Origin of the sequence: Vibrio fluminensis (assembly GCF_015278125.1) — a bacterium.
GTDB classification, from domain to species: Bacteria; Pseudomonadota; Gammaproteobacteria; order Enterobacterales; family Vibrionaceae; genus Vibrio; species Vibrio fluminensis.
On sequence record NZ_JADILO010000018.1, the window covers coordinates 20107 to 38798 of the forward strand.

Sequence of the window (18692 nt, forward strand, 5' to 3'; positions counted from 1 at the left end):
AGTTATGATTAACATGTAAAAAAAAGGGCATCTAAGATGCCCTGTTTCTATAAGTCATATCGTTGTAGTCTTACTTCACGGCTACTGCCATGAGAACTTTAAACACACCTTGCTCGGTGTTAATCTCAAATGGAACTGAGGTAGTTACCTCACTAAAACCAACACCAGTTAGCACTCGCTCAACGTGGTCAGGATACATCGCCATTTCTTCTCCAGGTTCAGCCGCTAACCAATCCCAATGAATAAAATGTCCGCCCTCTTCGAGCAAAGAGTAAATGATATCTGAAGTATCGGCGTAGTTTGCTAAGAAACCACACACAGATGAAGCTACGACTAAATCAAATTGATTACGAAATGCTGGGTGTATCGCAGCTAAACCGCGAGTAAGAGTATCAACTACCGCTTCAACGTTCGGCAGGGATTTATTGTCTAGCTGCTCGATCATCGCTTCAGAACAATCTAGTGCCACTATGTCTTTGACTACTGGAGACATTTTTTGGCTAAGTAACCCTGTACCACATCCAAAATCAAGCACATGCTTGCCTTTGATATTAAATGTTTTAATTAGTGAAGAATATGCTTCCTTTGCAAAGATAGTTGTCGCTTTATCTTTATCCCACGTTTCAGCATGTTCATCCCAATTGATCGCCATTGTGCTCTCCCTAAACTGCTTAAAAAGCAAAAATCTGTTATGTATACCCAAATAACCTCAAGAAACCCCGAGTAACCTCGAGTAACCTCGAGATAAAACGTTAAGACTTTGCTTTTATGACAAAGCACAAAGTCACTTGGGTATAGCGGCGCCATTATATGCTAGGCATTGCTGTGTGAAAATAGACATTTATGTTCTGATGCAGGTTTCAGACCCTTGTCACTGGTTTTATGTCACATACTTGACTCGATAGTTATCTATAGCTTTGAGTAAACTACTTGACGTAAAAGTAAAACCAGTGGAAAACTACCTCGTCGTCCAGCGCAGAGAACATCTATGAATTTGTCACAAATTGAAGCATTTTGTACCGTCGCAGATACGGGGTCGGTATCCGAAGCGGCCAGACACCTCGACTGCAATCGTACAAAACTGAGTATGGCAATTAAAGCGTTAGAGAAAGAGCTAACAGTTGCGCTATTTATCCGTTCGGGAAACCAACTTACGCTGTCCGAGGCGGGAAAAGCAATTTATCGCGACAGTCAAAACTTACTCATTACAGAAGCTCGTATTCGTCAAACCTGTGCTCAGGTATCCGGCGAATTTAGCGCTGAAGTATGGATTGCTCGTGACGACTCATTGCCCGATGACCTTTGGCAAGAGCTATCACATAAACTGAACAGTGACTTCCCAGCGACGTCGTTCAATATCGTACTTGCATCCTCTGGGGATCTGGCAAACCTCGTGGTTACAGGCCAAGTCGATTTTGCGTTTGGCGTCGACTACGAGAGAACCGACGATCCTCACGTAACCTATCAACCATTGGGTAAAATCCGCATGATGTCGGTCTGTGGCGCTGAAAACCCGCTCAGTAAAATGCGGCGTGTATCTGACAGCGATTTACGTAACTCTATGCAAGCAGCAATGGTCTACCTTAACGAAAAGGACAACCCTGAGCTCAAGCCGCTATCGCTGCGCCATATTGGATTTTCCAGTTTCGACTACATGCTGAATTCGATTCTTACTGAAAACGCTTGGGGCGTGTTACCCGAGCCACTTATTCGCCATCACTTACGCAAACAAGAGCTCGCGGTCATTAAGCATACCTATGGTTTAACCCAAGAAGACTACTGTATGTTTACCCCTTCCGGCAGAAAAGAGCACCCTGCTATGGCTTGGCTTGCTGAACAGCTTAACGAATACTTGTTCGACTTTTAAATGACAAGTGAATAAAAGTCAGTCAGCGTCAATTATATTGACAGCACAAAGCTAGTCTAACCAATTGTATTTAAACGATTTTATATATAAACCTTAAATTCCAAAAATGAAATCAGCAAGATCTAGTTTGTAAATTTCCTTAGAACTCACAAGAATAGAGTCAATTCTAAGGAGATTTTCAATCATGTGTGCCCAAACAAGTTTAAACGAAAAACGTATTCTTTCTTTCTCAGCCCTCTTAGCATCTGGGTTCGCGATCGGTGGACTCGTTGTCGGTGTAATCATGGGTTCACTGGTTATCGTTTTTGACGGTGTATACTCGTTAGTCAGCTTACTGTTAACTTTATTGTCGCTTGCGGCATCACGTTATATTAGCCGTCCTTCACAAGGTCACTTCCAATTTGGTAAAGCGGTCATTGAACCTGTCGTCATCGCAATCAAAGGTAGTGTGATCCTGAGTGTTGTTCTCTATTCGCTTTATTCAGCAGTCACCGCCCTATTTACTGGTGGACGCGAAGTCGATGCCTCATTTGCGGCACTGTTTGGTTTGGTGAACGTTGTGGGTTGTGGTTTTGGCTGGTGGTACATCCACAATAAATCAAAACGTTTTTCTTCTGGTTTGATCAAAGCAGAAAGCAAGCAGTGGCAAATGGATACATTATTAAGTGTTGCTGTCACTCTCGGTTTCTTTGCTGCGTATGGTTTAACGCTAACACCTTTAGCGCATTACAGTATTTATGCTGACCCTATGATGATGCTTTTGATGTCGTTCTACTTTATTAAAGTGCCAGCAGAAATGATTGTTCAATCAGCGCGAGAACTGCTGATGATGAAACCAGACCGTAAAATTCATGAGCGTGTGGGTCATGAAGTAGAAGAGGTTCGCAAACACTTTGAGCAAGAAATTGAACTAAATGGTGTTGCGAAAGTAGGTCAGGAACTATGGGTAAATATTGATATCCATAGTGACGCTAAACAACTTGACCTCGCAGAAGTTGAAAAAGCGCGTCGCTTACTAAAAGATAAGCTATCTTCGTTGAAACTCGACTTACAACTTACGATGAACGTCGCGATTTAATTAACTCAATCACAAAAACAAAGGCTCGCTAATGCGAGCCTTTGTTTTATACGTAGAGTTGAGCAATCACGTTTGCGATATAGCTTTTATGAAACTAGTGGACTAGTATTTATATTATCAAGCTATTACCGCTTTGCTCACTCGTTGCAGGAGGCACACTTGCGCAAAATTAATACTAGCTTTTTGAAAACACTTCGCGTACTCATCGTTGATGACTCCAGCACCGCGTTGTTGTTGGTAAAGCAGCAGCTAGTAAGCTTGGGCGTAGAACACGATAACATCGTAACTGTAGAACGCTATCAAGATGCAATTAAAGCGATGGAAACCCATCAATTTGGCGTTCTTATTCTCGATTATCACTTAGAACAACACTTAACCGGTTATGAGTTAGCAATGTTGTTATATCGTAATCGCTTGATTGGAAACTCGACTGGAGTGCTAATGATATCGGGTGATACAAGGCAAGAAACTGTACTTACCGCACTATCAGGCAAGGTCCGTCATTTCATAACTAAACCATTGAGTAATGCTTCACTCGCAGAAAAGCTCCATACTATCCATAGTGAAACACAAAAACTCAATCAAATCAGTGAAACGCTACGCGATGGAAAGCACCTTTCCGCAGCCAATATGTTCGAGCTGATTAATCGCTCTGGATTTAGCTTAAGTTTAGAGGCGTATTTAATTGAGCATCTAATGTGTAACAACCAGTGGGACTTCCTTGATGTCTATATCACGATTTCTTCAACGCCTTGTCATGCCGCTAAAGTATGTGCCATAGCGGGCTTACTTCATCGAGAAAACAACACACAACAAGCTTTGGAGGAACTGCATCAGTTTTTAACAGAAAATCCGCTATCAATACGAGTGATGGATCTGCTTACCGATATCTACGGAGAAACAGGACAATATCAACAAGCGGCAATCTGGGCAAACAAAGCATTTGAACTCACGCCGAGTATCGGTGAAAGAGCGACTAAAGCAAGTAAGTTTAGTATGCTCGCGAACAAAAAAGCTCAACTGTTAAAAGTAGGAATAACCTATGCTCAGCACATGTCTCTCGCAGACGTTAATTGGTTGAAAACCGTCATCACTCACTTTCAATGCTTATATTCGATTTATACTCTTACAGAGAGCACAAAGGCAAAAACTGAGATTATGGTTCATGCAAATAAGTTTACCCGTTTTGCTAGCCGCAAACTCACGCCTAAAAGGCTCCAGCAACTACAGGCAGTGCTATTACTCGCACAATGCCATGTACTTATTCATGAAAATAACGAAATGTTGGCTCATCAGAAACTATTGCAATCTTTATCGCACTTCTACGATGAGTTGTTTGAATGTCCACCTGTTTTATTAATGGAGTATCTACCTGCCTTGACGTTGTTTGGCGAATTACAGATCCACTCGACGATAAATCATGTACTCAAAACAAGACGTATAAAAGTCTCTCAATCTAATCACGCCACATCAAATACCTTTTCAGCTGTGATGCCGAATGACATTACATTGTTATCTCAAGACGGCCAATTTCTTAGTCACTACCCTCACTCTAGTGAAGCAAAAATGATTTACTTACATCAGAACGCCGTTAATCACTCAAATTCAGATAACAACAAAGTTAGCCGTGTATTAGCCGAATTATTGGTATTGGATCTACCACCAAATTGGCGCAACTGGCTTGTAACTAACAGACAACATGGTTTCTCTTCGGCTCCACCTGACGCTTTCTCTCTGTCAGCATCAGGACAAAATAAGGCATAAATATTCAAACTAGCTTATTTGTATCGCGACCTATATCGGGGGGTTGGTATGAATAACAAAGAACTACAGATTATCTACAGTATGATTGATTCTCTGACAGACGAGGAGAAAAAGAAAGTACTCGCGCATTTAGGCGCCTCTTCTCAAGAAGCAGGCTTTCGAGAAATCGTCACACAAGACGAACTCGATTTTTTGTACTCTACACTAACCCAAAATAGCGTCGAGAATAACGATAGGTAGCTATGTGAAATATGTGCTAGCGTTTTTATCTAGCACATATTTCGTCCCTTTACGCTTCTTGCGCGCGCAACGCTTTAGCACTAATAATCCAATGCCTGACGGCTTGCGGTGACATGACTTTCGGATTGCCCAAATCTTTATCATTGACCGCTGCTAGCTCAGGAGGCAGTACATCGATGATTAGCTCAAGATCTTCATGTGAATTGATTTCATTAGTAAAGACATCCGCCATCTCTTGGCTATATTCAACTTTCCTCGCCTTTGCAGCTTTTACCAGCCCATCCAGTAGCACATACCAGGTTGTCATTGGTCCTTGAACAATTGAAGCAGACTCAGCTGCGGAATCGATAAAAGCAAAGGGCGTTGTCGCAATAGGTTGATTCAACTCCATAGCAGCAAAAATCCAATCGGTATCAAATGAAAAATCGTAAACAGTTGGCTTCTGCAATATCTTTTCTAATACTGAACGACCATATAGCTTGAATGCCGCTTGAGTATCTTTGATTCCTCTCTCGAAGATTTGTGCACCTATCATGCGCTGCATATGACGTAGCGTTTTAATTCCGACACCCCAGCGTTCTTCTTGTTTAACCAAGATAGAGTCTGGATGCTTTCTATTACCTAATATCACTTGCTTGCCATCATGAATAAAAGGCTGTAGCAAAAAACCAATTTGTCCAAGGTGGACAGAGTTATCAGCATCGGTATAAACCACGGCATCAACTCGATCACTTAACGCTCGTTCACAGCCTAAAATAATCGCGCCACCTTTGCGCGAGTCATCGACACTATATAAGTTTCGCAATGGACCAGAACTCGTAGGAATCGCTGAGTTAAGCTGCAAAACGGTGACTTTCTCACAAATCGTCCGCGATTGCTGCTTGGCAATGCGCTTTGCAATATGCGCGCTATCATGAGGGCAACCATCATCAACACAATAAAGGTTCCATGTAACCTGTGAGTCCTTCGTCACCCATTCCAATTGGCGTATTTTGGTACGCAGTGAATCTTCACCATGAGGGTTGGTCGATGTTCTCTTTTGTAGGCGGTTGTGTTCGCCCCACATCGCAAACACAACCCCTATTTTCGTCGGTTTATCAATGCTTAGAACTTTGCGTCTAGAGCTGACTAACTTAATTGCAAGCTGGAACTCAATCGGCGCATCATGAGCATGCGCTAATGCGGCAAACTCTTGATCTGACAAATCATCAAGAGCGATGAGCTTATCTGCGAGTGTAAGTAAAGTTTGTTGTTGAGCGTTACTGGTAAGATCGAAATTGACACTTGAATTCTGCATCAAGTGCTGTGCAAGCGAAATTGATGATTTCATACTGATACCCTAGACTGACGTTATTATTATTTCCGTTCTAATCTAAGCTTAGTATGCAATAGGTTGAATACAAGTTGGTTCAATTACTCTTTGACAGTGTCTAATCAAACATCAACTTATTTGCAGAGAGCATCTGGTGTATAAGAGAAATTTCGGTAGCTGGCAGTGTGCTTCGTTCTACTCTCTGTATTAAAGTGTCCAGCCCAATTGGCTATGTCATGATCTGTAGCCCATACATTTGCCATCACACGAAGCTTTGAGTGTGTCGCATTAGGGGTCGGATCAAAGCGATTGTTACGAATTTTAAGTACTGAGCGACCGTCAATAAACCATTCTAGATACTTTTCTCCCCAATAAATTCCATAGCGATGAAACTCTTGTGATGCATCGAAATCAAGAAATATTAGGGTTTCATGAGTGTTGGAGTAATCGTCATCGTCAGTCCAAAAATTGAACTGCACCATGTTTGTATTTGCCCCAAGAAATTCAATATCAATTTCATTGTGGCGGCCATTGCCATCAACGGGTTTATCGTAAGGACCTGAAAACAAAAAAAACGAACTCACTACACCAGGAGCACTAACCGGTTTCATGTCGATTTCATAACAGCCATAGGAGTAAAAACCTCGGCTCCTTAACTCTCCCGAGTAGAAAGTACGACTGCCTCCTTCATCCAAAATTTTATCTGGGGACAGTGTTATTGTCATACCTTTAGAGTTAAAGCGCACCGCTTTTTCTTCCCACCGATTAGCAAATGGGTAACCATTTTCCCAACCATCAGCAATCTGCCAACGACTAGAGTCAAAGGCCACAAGTGGGTCTGTTATTTCATCGGCATTGCCCGCGCTGACTGCCAGTGGCATATGCGCGAACATGGTAGAAACCACACACAATGGCAAATATCGTTGCATAGTCGATTGACTCATATCCTCGGGCTGTTCTTTAAGCCTAATTCAATTCATCAACTTTGCATTTTAATTATTTTCTGTTGGCGCAAAGCTTCTTCTCTGAGTTGCACTAACTCCTTGGCTGCTTTGAGCTTCTAAATTACCACGGAATTTAACGGCCTCTCCAATATCATCATTTCTGTTGATCTCCTTATGGTTCTTTCGCATTAGAGATGAATCCGTGTCTTGCTCTAAAAACTCTTGTTCAACGCCTAAAGGTGAAACTACCACTGTAGGTTGGGTCTCTACCTTCTGAACTTCACGTTCAGTTTTAACGATAGCCTTACTTTCCTCTGTATTTTCTAACGGTTCAACTGGATTAAATGTTTGGGTTCTGGTGAAGCCTGAATTAAGGTTCAATGGGTTGGTTGGAGAGTATTGCCGTAACTGTGAACCGTTTGACTCTAGTGTTGCACCACCCGCTTGTTCTAAGCCGCCGCTTTGAGACAACGCTGTTCTTTGTGCTAAATCCGAAGACGGCTGACGATAACCAAAATAATTTAGCCTCTCTTGCCACACCTCTACCAATGAGAAAAGTTCGAGCCAAACGGTATCGACAGCGACCCCTCCATCATTAGACACCATGCTCGCTTGTAAACGACTATTCGATTGCTCAAATTCTTGGTGCAACATAGACTGTATCTCTTGCCAACTGCTGCCTGACATCAAAAAATACCTTACGCTATTGGCCCAATACTCGTAAGCAATGGGATCGCTATTTTTCTCCGCCGCAATTGCGGCCAAACCCTCAGATAAACCCGCCACTTGCCACATTAACTTCGTGCCTAGTCTTTTCTCTAAGGTTAGCGCCAAGTTACTTTGATTATGAAAGCTTTCGGCCGCTTGAGCATAGCGGCCTTTGCTTAAAATCAAGGTTGGGGCCACCAGAGTATCAATCGCTGTTTTCGGTAACATCGGCTGACTAAGACTCATGGTAGAGTAACTGAGTAAACAAAATGCAATCAGTAGTACTTTTCTCATCGGAAAGTCTCCACTAAGCAATGTCCAGGATGGCTAAAGCGCGAGTTAAATTGTACATCTCTATACTCTTTGTCTTCAGATTTTACGTAGAGCTTTCCTCGTTTTTTGTACAATAGGGCCTCTAAAACCCCTGCGTTTGTCTTTAGACTCAAACTTTTTTCATAAGCACTCGTCATTTCATATCGCCCTTCATACCAACCTCTTTGCGGATCATAGAGCTCTTTAACTAACGTCATTAAGCGGTCGGTATAATCGGTTTTCCATAGTGCCCACATTTGAAACGCGACACGAGTCGAGACCAATGCAAGATGATCATGAGAGGACCCATCTTCAGCAAGCGTAATCCATGGTGTGCCTAAACCATATATCGCATCATAGACAAAATAGGGTTCACCCGAGACAACGTGCTCTCCACGCGCAGTATAAATACGCTCATTCTCCCAACGTAACTCTTGTACTTGGTATATAGCATCGGCCATTGCTGAAAGGGTATTGTTGCTGTGATTGGCATCGTTAGAACTGTCGTCACCAATATCATCCCAATTAAATTCCAGCCCTAGCCATAGGTAAGGCGAGCTATAAACTGGCCTAAGAACATTGAATATTCGCGGATCTCGTCCATCAAAGATCAAATCAACACCATAAATTGTTGCAACATCAAAGGGCTCTATATTAAAGGCTTTTTTGGGTACCACCTGCCAATCTAGGTAACCATACGAGGTATATTCTTCGATACCCAATCGCCCCTCTTTGTAACGGTGCACTTGACCATCATTTACCGCTGCACCATACAATTCCCCATCTTCACTCACTAACTCACAGAAATTCCAACGCAACACGGCTCTATCGATATATTCCGTAAATTCGGGAGAATGACGCTTTACAATTGCGAGAACAATCAGCAGTCGCCCCATATCGAGTGAAGACCAGCCAATATCTTGAGGTTGATTACCATAATTGACCATTTGACCATGTTGAGTACTGTAAACTTTATTAGGCACTTGTCCTTGGCTTAAAGGCATTTTGTTTAAAAATGTCAGGACTAGTGAGAGCCGCTCGTCATACTCTTTATTGGTAATGAATTCAAATTCCTTGGCGGCAAGCAAAGCAATCAGATAGTCTGCTACCCCCGACATATTCGTAGTCGGATAATTATCAAGGTTATTCACCAAACCGGTCGCAAGTTGAGTGTTATTACTCACGTATTTCCAAGCCGTCGCCGCCCAAGTTAACTCTTGCTCAGTTAACTCCCCATGGCGACCCTGTCGGAGTACCTGTGATTGATTGATGGCATCAAACCCATCATTTACCCCTTGATAGATAATCCCGCAGGCCGTCAATAGGTAAATACTTGCTAAAACAACACAACTCTTTAGCATTATCACTCTCGCTATTCTACCGGCGTGATTTTTTTACGTGGTAAACATTGCCCTTCATAACCGAATGGCGACTCCAATGCTTTCTCCCATAAACTTGGTGCTGGATTATCCTTATATTTAAGTAGTTTACCCTCTTTTTTATACAACAGAATTTCTAAAGTAATGCCGTTATTATTAGAGGTAAAAGTGTTAATTAGCCCAGTACCATTCTCGAATATTCCTTCATAGAACCCTTTGTCGCGATCATAAGCAGTCGACACATGGCTAAATAACAAATCGGTGTATTCTGTATCCCACAGCACCCACATACCCATCGCGCCTTTAATCGCCACGGCAGAATACTGAGGTAAGAAATCACCCACTTCAGAGATGGTATTCCACGCAAAGCCATCGGTATAAATTGTGTCGTAAACGAAGTAAGGCGCTCCTGCTAACTGATGCTCGGTGCGTGCAGTAATAATACCTGTTTGTTTATAGCGCTCTTCTTGAACTCGATAAATCTGCAACGCGAATTCCGCCATCCAGTCGTGCGAGTACTTTTTATCAGGTGGAGAACGATCTGAAACCACATCCCAACCAAGCTCAATACCATCTAACACATAGCTTTCCGTTACAACGTAACTGTGAGCTTTGAGTTTACGTGGGTCTCGCGTATCATAAGGTACGTCATAGCCATACAAATTAATCGTTGAGTATGGCTCTGGCATTATGGCTTGAGTCACGTCAAAACCCCACAGTTCAAACCCCTTGGCGGCATACTCTTCGTAACCCAAACGCCCCTCTTGGAGATACTGAACGTCTTTCCCGGGTTCCAGTAATGCGCCAAACATAGTGCCGTTTTCATCCACAACGTTACAAAAGTTCCAACGTAGAACCGCGGAATCGATACTTGGAGCAAACTCAGGAAAACGATTTTTGACAATATGTAGCCAAATCATCAAACGCCCCAAATCGAGCGCTGAATAACCAATTTCTCCTGGTTGGTTACCATAATCCACTTTGGCAGCGGTTTGGGTGTTATAAGCTTTATTCGGCAGTTCACCACGAAATAGGTCTAAGGTATTTAGAGTGGCAAGAAAACGCGTTAGACGAGAGTCTAGCTCTTCTTTTTCAATAATACCTAGCTCATAGGCGCTGACCATACCAGCCAAATAGGACGCAGCATCCCACCATGTGACTGAAGGGTAGTTATTTACCGCATTAACTAACCCTGTATTCTCTTGATAGTTGTTCTCGAAATATTTCCACGCGATTCGCGCCATCTCCATCTCTTGCTCAGTCAGTTCACCAGAACGCGGTTGAGGGATATTCCAGTGTGACTTTCTATCGATGATATCGTCTGAAAAATGGTTATATTTATTGCCACAACCTACGAGAGCTAATGTGATTAAACCTAAACAAATACCGCGCATACAACCTTCCTTAGTCCTAATTTTGTTTCTCACCTATAGTTAGAAGCGGCCCATTTTCGATATATGCCAGTGACTCTAAAACAATACCATTGGTATTGGCCGTAATTGCTTTATTGGTGCGGCCATCTAATTCATATTTTCCTGAATACCACCCCTTTTCATTGACATATAAGTCACTGGCTTCTTGGATAAGCAAATCGGTATATTCTTCATCGTACAGCGCATACCAACCAAAAGCGGTCTTGGTAGATAATGTCTTTAAATGAGACTGATCTTTGCCGTCATCTGAAATCGCATTCCATTTCTTACCATCGGAAAAAACCGTGTTATAGACAAAATAAGGGGCTTCATCGACGTTATCTTCGCTAACTGCAGTTAAAATGCCAGTTTCTTTATAACGACGTTGTTGGGCTTCATAAACTCGGTGAGCAAAGATCTTTGAGACGCTATCGGCTCCAAATTCTATGCCATCAAGAATATAGGATTCACTGACGACATAGTTATGGGCGTGATACTCAGCGGGATCGCGTTTATCGGTTGGAATTTGGATTCCATACACATCGACCATCTGTAGAAAATCAATGTATTTCATTGAATTGAATACATCGCGCCCCATTAATGCTAGAGATTTAGACGCGTATTCTTCATAACCTATACGCCCTTCTTGTACCAATTCCATGTGGTTATCTTGTGTACTTGGCCTTGCGCCGTACATATAACCATCTATCAGCATTTCGCTGACTCTCCAATGTATTAGTACATTGTTCACTTTCTGATTAAATTGAGGATATTGCCAAATCACAATATTCAGTGGTACCAGCACTCGGCCAATGTCAATTGCAGACCAACCAATACCATTTTCTTTAGGATTATTTTCATAATCCACCATCTCAAGTGTTTGCGTGTTATACGCTTTATTCGGTAGCTTGCCATTGACCAAAGGAAGGCGCGCTAACGTGGTAAGCGCTTTTTCCATGCGCATATTAAATACTTCTGTAGTCACTACATTAAGCTTTTCAGCGGCGATCAGCCCCATCAAATATGAAGCTGTATCCCACATGGTTGTCGATGGATAACCATCAACCGAATTGACCAGCCCTGTATTCTCTTGGTAATTATTTTCGAAATATTGCCAAGCGATATTTGCCCATTCATACTCTTGTGCGGTCAAGACTCGACTTTGTTTGAGTGGAATGTTTTCCGGGGCATCAAAGATTATATTGCCAAGAACCTGTCCGCTTTGTCGGGTCTCAATTGCGAAAGCAATAATTAACGCAGTGGTTAAACCAAGAATAAATACGATGTGATGTCGAGCATTAACTAACGCTTTTTTAAACTCCATATTTTAGCTCCTCTGCATCCGTTGCTTCTTGTTGGTCTTCATCGGTTGATGGTGGTGTCCAAAATGCGGCAGCCATCATGCCCCACATCGCCATCATGTTATTAATTATCCAGAAGGTGTTCAGTACTAGCCCACCAAATGAGTAGTTCCCCCAAGATCCCGTGTTGTAGCCCACCCAAGCAAATATCAGCGCAAATAGACTGACAAAAAATACCAACGTTTGAGGTATCACGAGTTTGAAGAAGTTACCGGTTTGGCGCTCTTTTGGCGTAGTGGGGAAACTGATTTTTCTTCCGCGTAAAACCGTCCACAAAGCCCGTAAATTGACTGGGAAAAATGAGAGGAAATTGGTTTTTCCTTTGTACCCAGCAACTCCCCACGTACCTATCATCATCGCTAGCTCTGCGGTAAGTACATACGGCAAGAAGTGCATATAGAAAGTCACATCATAAGCGCTGACTGGCGCAATTGAAGTAAGAAAATATACGATTGGACAAGCTAAGAAAATGATGTTCCAAATCGCAGAAAGGTTTGACCAAAAACTCGCGCCATACATAAGCTTTTGTTTCAAGTTCAATCCTTTACGAAAAACCGGATTGTCATTCATGAATATGTCGATTGAACCACCAGAATATTTAAAACGCTGCACCGTCCAAGTTTGCAAATCTTGAGGTGACAACATTTTACTTTCGACTCGCGGATGCATCACTGACCGCCAATTTCGTTCTTGATCGGAATGGAGCACAATCGATGTGTAAAGATCTTCCGAAACATGAAATTTATATGGTGTGAATTCAGTGTCGAATAAGATTTCGTCTCGCAGGTTGTCCGATACGTCTTTATCCACTTGCTTCTCTTTAGTCAGACGACGGATTTGGCGTTCTACTTCGTCTTGCTCTTTGGTAATTTGCTCGGCATAAGCGCGCAATGCAGCTTCCATCACGGCTTCTCGGCGGTGAATCGAGCCAGCGCCGCAGCAAAAAGAGGCATTTGCCCAATTACGACGACGCTGAATAACGTCATAGAACATTTGCGGATCATTCACAAAAGGATCTTCACCAAGCGTCACCGGTCCATAGAATTTCTCTATACCTTTTCCTAAAGGCATCGCCCAATCACCGAGCTTTCGCTTAAGAAAGGCAGGCAGCCGCTCACCTTCGGGTAAGTCAAAAAACCACTGAGGCGTTTGTACCCAAGCAACTTTGGGATCACGAAAGTACCCTAACGTATTTTCTAATATGGTGGGAAATGGCCGCGTATCAGCATCGCAAATGACGACAAAGTCACCGTATGTTTGCTCCATAGCATTACGTAGGTTACCCGCTTTAAAGCCAATATTGCCGTCACGAGTGATGTAGCCGACCCCCATCTCATCAGCCATTGCTTTCATTTCTGGTCGATTCCCATCATCCAAAATATAAATGTTTATCTCTATATCGTGAGGATAACGAATACGCTTAGCATCAATAATACTAAGCTGAACTAGCTCGGGCTCTTCATCATAACTCGGAAAGAAAACATCGACATTTATCGGTCTATCTTCATCTGTATTACTCACACATTCTGCAATTTTAAAAGGCGGTTCACGCTTTGGCTCATCTTTAACCTTCCATAAGTTATACGTGAATAAGACAGAACCAATAAAGGCGCACGACTCCGCAAACGCGAGCGGCAAAGAAAACCACAAAGCATCATAATTGAGCGCAAAGGACCAACGCCACCACAAATACCAAATGCCTAACGTCAAGTTACAGGTTGCTAAGTATTGATATAGCAATTCACGAGGAATGCTATGAGGTACGGGTTCTGGCGGAACACGATGCTCGAAGCTCTTAAAATAGTGATCCATCCTTGTTCTCCCTATTATAATTTTTGTTCTCTAGCCAATTGTTTGGATCTTTGAACTGTGTTTAATCGCTACCAACTAGCTCTTTCGTCATGACAAAAGTGTTCTTGCCATCTTCTATTTTCAGCGCGACTGAATCCATTAAACTTGAAACGATAATGAAGCCACGTCCTGAGGTGGTCCACGTTGAGTCATCAGCAGGATCCGGCTCAATAAAATCCCTTGATAACTTCATTGCTAACTCTTTCTGGGACATTGCAGTGCCGTGATCTGAAATTGAAAGCTTCAGTTGTTGCGTTATCTCACCGTCAATTTCACACATTAACTCTATTGGTCGTCCCTCTTCCTCTGCATAGGCATGCAAAAAAGCATTATTCATTATCTCAACAATACAAAGTTCAACTTGTGCAGACAGTTCGTCTTTAATCCCCGTTTGTTGCCAGAACTCATTGAGTTCAACACATGCGTCTCGCGATGCCTCTAAAGAGCTCAGATAAGTACTGCCAAAACGCCGTATCTGGCTATTGGTCATCCTTATATTCCTTTGTTGTTAAATCGATTTAAGTACATCGGATACTCTATCTTTTGGACTTGAGCGCATATGACGCCAACGTTGGTCTGTACAAGGCTCACCATCATGTCCAATGCAGTAGTTGCCAAAGATCGTCTGCTCATCCACGATTGCACCTTCGCTAACGTGAATGTTGTCGAAAATCAGGGATTCTTTAACACAGCAGTTAGGGTCAAGCACACAATTCGCTCCCACCAATGCCGGTCCCACAATTGTCGCGCTATCATCGATTTTGCAACCACTGCCAATCACAACCGGTGGCGTTAAATTACATTTGTCCAAATCAACCACCGTGTTTATGCCCAGCCAAACACCCGCTCTTACCTGCGTCCCTGGAATACGATAGCCCGGCACTTTGCCATCAAGAATGTCGCGAGTAACGCCCCAAATATCTTGAATATTACCCACATCCAACCATTGAAACTTCAAATCAACCGCATAAAACGGTACATGCTTTTCAACTAGTAATGGGAAAAGCTCACTACCAATATCAAATTCCTGATCTTGTGGGATATAGTCAAAAATAGCCGGCTCAAAAATGTATATTCCAGTGTTAATTAAGGTAGAAAGCGCTTCTTCTTTAGCTGGTTTCTCTTGGAAACTGGTGACTTGCCCGCGTGAGTTCGCAACGACAACTCCATATTTTTCCACCTCATCGAGTAACACGTTTTTGGTGATAATGGTTGCGATACCACCGAGTTTCTTGTGTTGGCGTATCGCCTCGGTCAAATCGAGATCAATCCACGCATCACCACACACAACGACAAAGGTTTCATCAAAGAAGCCGGAAAACTCTTGGATTTTTTTCATCCCACCAGCAGATCCAAGTGCCTTACTGACATACTCGCCATTGACTAATTCACCTTCATAGGAGTATGAAAGCTGCACATCGAAGTGATGTCCATCGCCAAAATACCCTTCAATGACTTCAGCTAAATGGCTAGTATTAACCACTATCTTGCGGACATTATGCTGGGCAAAAAGCTCAATCATCGACTCCATAACAGGCTTGCCTAAAATGGGAATCATCGGTTTAGGAATAGATTGGGTAATAGGTCTTACCCGCGTTCCTTTACCTGCAGCTAAAATCATGCCTTTCATCACCCGCTCCTTAAGCCGCCGTTGTGAGTGCCGATTCGACACTATCGTACGTCTTAATCAATCGGTCCATACGAGTCAGTTTGAACAAGTCTTGCACAGGCTTTTGCGGTTTAGCGACACTAATTCTCTTATCGCGTAACAACTTATACACCCCCATCACAGCACCAAGACCACTGCTATCCATAAACTTAACCGCACCAATATCCACCACAAGATGAGGCGACAGTTCATTCGTAATGTTTTCTATTAAGGCGCGAAACTCCGGCGCTAGTTTTGCGTCAAAACGCTCCTCATCTATTCGAAGAACTGTGCTGTCGCCTTCTTGACTAACTTGATATCGCATAGGTTGTCTCCTTTGGTTGAACCCTTCCATTCCGCCACCAGCAAACTGACATCATCATCAAAATTGTCATTTTGTCGCCAGTCTTGTACCGATTTCACTAGCATCGTAGTTTGTTGTTGAGTGGGATATTGTTTGAGATTAGCGATGGTTGAGCGCAACCCATCTTCGGTAAATTGATCTTCACCATTGTCCGCTTCGGTTATACCATCTGAGTAAAACCAAACTCGGTCACCTGCCTCAAGTTGAATGGTGGCAGCCTGATAATCAACGCCATCAAATGCGCCTACGACAAAATTATCATGTCCAATTAATTCAGTAGACGTCGTGCTATTGCGGTACCAAACTAAAGGCGGGTGGCCCGCACAGCAGTATGACAACACACCAGTTTTTGTATTGAGCACAGCGTAAATCATAGTGAAATAAAGCCCGTCTGTAGACCCACTCGCGTAGATTTGATTAAGCCGATCGATGACGCCCTCCGGAGGGACAATCTGCTTGCCTTCATGGGTACTGCGCACGACAATCGAGCCTTCCCCACTTAATAACGACAAACTTTGCTGTACAGAAAAGGACATTAATGCTGAAGATACACCATGACCTGCAACATCAATTAGGTAGAACGCCACATTGTCGCCATCAAGCTGCATATAACCCAACATGTCTCCGCCAATTTGTGCGCTGGGAATAGAGATATAGCTTAATTCAAGGAAGGGGAAGTGCTTCTGCTTAGGTAAAATCTGCTTAATCAAATCACCCGCAGATTCAAGGTCGCGCTTAATGGTCTCATAAGCCGCATCGAGCTCGGTATTTTTTTGTACAACCTCATTATGAAGAGCCAGCGTTCTAAAACCTGCATGAATTCTTGCCTCCAATTCGTCTACCGAAGTCTTTTTATCTACGAAATCATCGGCACCAGCGTCGATACCAGTGATAATTGACTGTTGGTCGTTATTTGAGGAGAGAAGTACAAAGAAAATATAACGCCCAAACTGGCGATTTTTAAGCGTTTGGCACAGTTCAATACCGCTCATTCCAGGCATGAGCCAATCAGAGAGCACAAACTGTATCGTGTCTCTTTCAGCAAGTATTTGTAAGGCTTCTTCACCACTGGTAGCAGTGAAAACTTTAAAGCCCTTTGACTTCAGAACCGAACCCATGAACACCAATATGGTTCGACTGTCGTCAACCAGAAGTATTTCCTTCATCCCTAGCCTTATAATTATTCTATTCGTTTCTGTTTGCTCTAACCGCGCTGAAAATGTATCTAGATCACTGATTAGGCTAATTTTTAGCAAGCTCTATAACTTTAGGTTAGACTCAATCAATGGTAATGCAAATTATTGAATAACTTTTTCTTCACATTGAGCAAAAAGTGTTAGAAAACTAGATCGCGGTTATAAATATGGTAGCGGAAGGTCAAAATTGGTGAGATGGAAAACCCGCATAATGTTTTTTTACCCGCTATTGTTAGCAGGGAAGCATGCTTATGCCGATCTTTACCATGCGAATACCAGTCCTCATGCGGTCAATCCTTCCCAGCATGTATTAACTCAATCACCACCAAGAGAAGTTGAACAGCCACAACCTGAACCCAGTGAAGAAATCTGGAAAGGCGTGAGCAGCTCGTTTGCTTTTCCCTATCAGGAATGGGAAAGCCGAACCTTTCTAGATGGCTTAAGTGGCAATATTGGTTACCATCATCCCCTTGCGGAAACAGAGTCTGCCAACTTACCTGCAGGGGCAACAAGTGGACCAACGAACGCCAATACGACCTCTACCCTGTCATTAAAATATTCGATAGCTGGCGCATGGTTTGTCTCTGGTACCGTCTATTACTACTGGGACAGCGAGCAACAGCAAGCATGGAATCCAGACTTTACTTATGTATTCGGATACAGTGATTGGCGCCCCTATACCTTTAGTTTGGTTTACTCCAACTACGGTGGAAATCGATTTTCACCAAGCGGTGAAGAACGTGTCACCAACTTCAACCAAGGAACATGGTCGTTAGGTTGGAAATTTCCGATCACTAACCCGGTAAAAGATTGGCTGACCTTCACGCCTGAAGGTCCTATTGGCTGCCAAGTCGACTACAACTACACGCCCGAGTTTTTCGATCTCGCCTCTACCTCTTATCAAGCTGCGTTGCAAACTGTTAGCCTTGGCTGCAAATATTCCATTTTTGGCAATTGGTATATCAACGGCACTGCTTTTTACTATTTTGACAAATCTCAGCAGCAGCCTTGGAACCCAGATTTTACCTATGGTTTTGGTTATTTTGACTGGAGACCTGGGACAATTACTTTGCAATATAATAATTATTCTGGGAATCGCTGGCGCTCCTCAGAGCGCGGAGAAGACACCGGCAGGTTTAAAGATGGTTCAATAACTCTTGCATATAGCTTCTCATTTTAATCCTATCTATTTGTTTTCCCGTCACGAATAAACTTTCGTAGCAAATCTAAATCTAGCGACTAGGCTTTAAAAATAA

General features: G+C 42.8%; 17 protein-coding genes. 5 read left to right on the forward strand and 12 right to left on the reverse strand.

Going from position 1 to position 18692, the window contains the following annotated elements; translation table 11 throughout:
* Positions 1-70 precede the first annotated feature (70 nt).
* On the reverse strand, positions 71-652 hold the full coding sequence (locus tag IRQ95_RS13180) for a class I SAM-dependent DNA methyltransferase (RefSeq protein ID WP_194437361.1): 582 nt from the start codon (positions 650-652) through the stop codon (positions 71-73).
* A 336-nt stretch (positions 653-988) separates the two neighbouring features.
* Here IRQ95_RS13180 and IRQ95_RS13185 point away from each other — a divergent pair, with 336 nt between their 5' ends.
* From IRQ95_RS13185 to IRQ95_RS13200, 4 genes are all read left to right on the forward strand, one after another.
* The gene (locus IRQ95_RS13185) at positions 989-1867 is read left to right on the forward strand and encodes a LysR family transcriptional regulator (RefSeq protein WP_194437362.1); all 879 of its coding nucleotides are present in this window, start codon (positions 989-991) and stop codon (positions 1865-1867) included.
* Between the two features lie 184 nt (positions 1868-2051).
* On the forward strand, positions 2052-2945 hold the full coding sequence (locus IRQ95_RS13190; RefSeq protein WP_194437363.1) for a cation diffusion facilitator family transporter: 894 nt from the start codon (positions 2052-2054) through the stop codon (positions 2943-2945).
* A 159-nt stretch (positions 2946-3104) separates the two neighbouring features.
* Positions 3105-4709, forward strand: coding sequence for a response regulator (locus IRQ95_RS13195; RefSeq protein ID WP_194437364.1), 1605 nt, complete (start codon positions 3105-3107; stop codon positions 4707-4709).
* A 48-nt stretch (positions 4710-4757) separates the two neighbouring features.
* Positions 4758-4949 (forward strand): hypothetical protein, encoded by a 192-nt coding sequence (locus IRQ95_RS13200; protein WP_194437365.1) that lies wholly within the window; start codon positions 4758-4760, stop codon positions 4947-4949.
* A 49-nt stretch (positions 4950-4998) separates the two neighbouring features.
* Here the strand turns inward: IRQ95_RS13200 and IRQ95_RS13205 are convergent, their stop codons facing one another.
* The 11 genes from IRQ95_RS13205 to IRQ95_RS13255 all read right to left on the reverse strand — a co-directional run bounded on the left by IRQ95_RS13205 (position 4999) and on the right by IRQ95_RS13255 (position 17406).
* Complete coding sequence (locus IRQ95_RS13205) at positions 4999-6279, reverse strand: glycosyltransferase (protein ID WP_194437366.1); 1281 nt, start codon at positions 6277-6279, stop codon at positions 4999-5001.
* 116 nt (positions 6280-6395) lie between these two features.
* Complete coding sequence (locus IRQ95_RS13210) at positions 6396-7205, reverse strand: family 16 glycosylhydrolase (protein WP_228481412.1); 810 nt, start codon at positions 7203-7205, stop codon at positions 6396-6398.
* A 48-nt stretch (positions 7206-7253) separates the two neighbouring features.
* Complete coding sequence (locus IRQ95_RS13215) at positions 7254-8207, reverse strand: hypothetical protein (RefSeq protein WP_194437367.1); 954 nt, start codon at positions 8205-8207, stop codon at positions 7254-7256.
* Positions 8204-9586: a DUF3131 domain-containing protein gene (locus IRQ95_RS13220; protein WP_194437368.1), complete on the reverse strand. Its 1383-nt coding sequence runs from the start codon at positions 9584-9586 to the stop codon at positions 8204-8206. Before IRQ95_RS13220 ends, IRQ95_RS13215 begins: the two co-directional genes overlap by 4 nt.
* A gap of 11 nt (positions 9587-9597) precedes the next feature.
* Positions 9598-10998 (reverse strand): DUF3131 domain-containing protein, encoded by a 1401-nt coding sequence (locus tag IRQ95_RS13225; RefSeq protein WP_194437369.1) that lies wholly within the window; start codon positions 10996-10998, stop codon positions 9598-9600.
* Positions 10999-11014: 16 nt separating this feature from the next.
* Positions 11015-12340: a DUF3131 domain-containing protein gene (locus IRQ95_RS13230; RefSeq protein ID WP_194437370.1), complete on the reverse strand. Its 1326-nt coding sequence runs from the start codon at positions 12338-12340 to the stop codon at positions 11015-11017.
* Positions 12330-14189 carry a glycosyltransferase family 2 protein gene (locus tag IRQ95_RS13235; protein ID WP_194437371.1) on the reverse strand — a complete coding sequence of 620 codons (1860 nt, stop codon included), beginning with the start codon at positions 14187-14189 and terminating at the stop codon, positions 12330-12332. Before IRQ95_RS13235 ends, IRQ95_RS13230 begins: the two co-directional genes overlap by 11 nt.
* Before the next feature lie 61 nt (positions 14190-14250).
* Complete coding sequence (locus IRQ95_RS13240; protein ID WP_194437372.1) at positions 14251-14718, reverse strand: ATP-binding protein; 468 nt, start codon at positions 14716-14718, stop codon at positions 14251-14253.
* A gap of 18 nt (positions 14719-14736) precedes the next feature.
* Positions 14737-15858, reverse strand: coding sequence for a nucleotidyltransferase family protein (locus tag IRQ95_RS13245; RefSeq protein WP_194437373.1), 1122 nt, complete (start codon positions 15856-15858; stop codon positions 14737-14739).
* A 10-nt stretch (positions 15859-15868) separates the two neighbouring features.
* Entirely contained in the window at positions 15869-16201 is a 333-nt protein-coding gene (locus IRQ95_RS13250) for an STAS domain-containing protein (RefSeq protein ID WP_194437374.1), read from the reverse strand.
* Entirely contained in the window at positions 16153-17406 is a 1254-nt protein-coding gene (locus IRQ95_RS13255) for a PP2C family protein-serine/threonine phosphatase (protein ID WP_194437375.1), read from the reverse strand. Before IRQ95_RS13255 ends, IRQ95_RS13250 begins: the two co-directional genes overlap by 49 nt.
* A 241-nt stretch (positions 17407-17647) precedes the next feature.
* Between IRQ95_RS13255 and IRQ95_RS13260 the strand changes: the two genes are divergently transcribed.
* Positions 17648-18616, forward strand: a complete 969-nt coding sequence (locus tag IRQ95_RS13260) for a hypothetical protein (protein WP_194437376.1) — start codon at positions 17648-17650, stop codon at positions 18614-18616.
* The last annotated feature ends 76 nt before the right edge of the window (positions 18617-18692 follow it).

What these genes read in the sequence shown, in the direction of transcription:
- IRQ95_RS13185 (WP_194437362.1), top strand. Translation starts at nt 989, where the DNA reads ATGAATTTGTCACAAATTGAAGCATTTTGTACCGTCGCAGATACGGGG.
- IRQ95_RS13200 (WP_194437365.1), top strand. Translation starts at nt 4,758, where the DNA reads ATGAATAACAAAGAACTACAGATTATCTACAGTATGATTGATTCTCTG.
- IRQ95_RS13240 (WP_194437372.1), bottom strand. Translation starts at nt 14,718, where the DNA reads ATGACCAATAGCCAGATACGGCGTTTTGGCAGTACTTATCTGAGCTCT.
- IRQ95_RS13215 (WP_194437367.1), bottom strand. Translation starts at nt 8,207, where the DNA reads ATGAGAAAAGTACTACTGATTGCATTTTGTTTACTCAGTTACTCTACC.
- IRQ95_RS13220 (WP_194437368.1), bottom strand. Translation starts at nt 9,586, where the DNA reads ATGCTAAAGAGTTGTGTTGTTTTAGCAAGTATTTACCTATTGACGGCC.
- IRQ95_RS13210 (WP_228481412.1), bottom strand. Translation starts at nt 7,205, where the DNA reads ATGAGTCAATCGACTATGCAACGATATTTGCCATTGTGTGTGGTTTCT.
- IRQ95_RS13250 (WP_194437374.1), bottom strand. Translation starts at nt 16,201, where the DNA reads ATGCGATATCAAGTTAGTCAAGAAGGCGACAGCACAGTTCTTCGAATA.
- IRQ95_RS13230 (WP_194437370.1), bottom strand. Translation starts at nt 12,340, where the DNA reads ATGGAGTTTAAAAAAGCGTTAGTTAATGCTCGACATCACATCGTATTT.
- IRQ95_RS13260 (WP_194437376.1), top strand. Translation starts at nt 17,648, where the DNA reads ATGTTTTTTTACCCGCTATTGTTAGCAGGGAAGCATGCTTATGCCGAT.
- IRQ95_RS13180 (WP_194437361.1), bottom strand. Translation starts at nt 652, where the DNA reads ATGGCGATCAATTGGGATGAACATGCTGAAACGTGGGATAAAGATAAA.
- IRQ95_RS13255 (WP_194437375.1), bottom strand. Translation starts at nt 17,406, where the DNA reads ATGAAGGAAATACTTCTGGTTGACGACAGTCGAACCATATTGGTGTTC.
- IRQ95_RS13245 (WP_194437373.1), bottom strand. Translation starts at nt 15,858, where the DNA reads ATGAAAGGCATGATTTTAGCTGCAGGTAAAGGAACGCGGGTAAGACCT.
- IRQ95_RS13190 (WP_194437363.1), top strand. Translation starts at nt 2,052, where the DNA reads ATGTGTGCCCAAACAAGTTTAAACGAAAAACGTATTCTTTCTTTCTCA.
- IRQ95_RS13205 (WP_194437366.1), bottom strand. Translation starts at nt 6,279, where the DNA reads ATGAAATCATCAATTTCGCTTGCACAGCACTTGATGCAGAATTCAAGT.
- IRQ95_RS13235 (WP_194437371.1), bottom strand. Translation starts at nt 14,189, where the DNA reads ATGGATCACTATTTTAAGAGCTTCGAGCATCGTGTTCCGCCAGAACCC.
- IRQ95_RS13225 (WP_194437369.1), bottom strand. Translation starts at nt 10,998, where the DNA reads ATGCGCGGTATTTGTTTAGGTTTAATCACATTAGCTCTCGTAGGTTGT.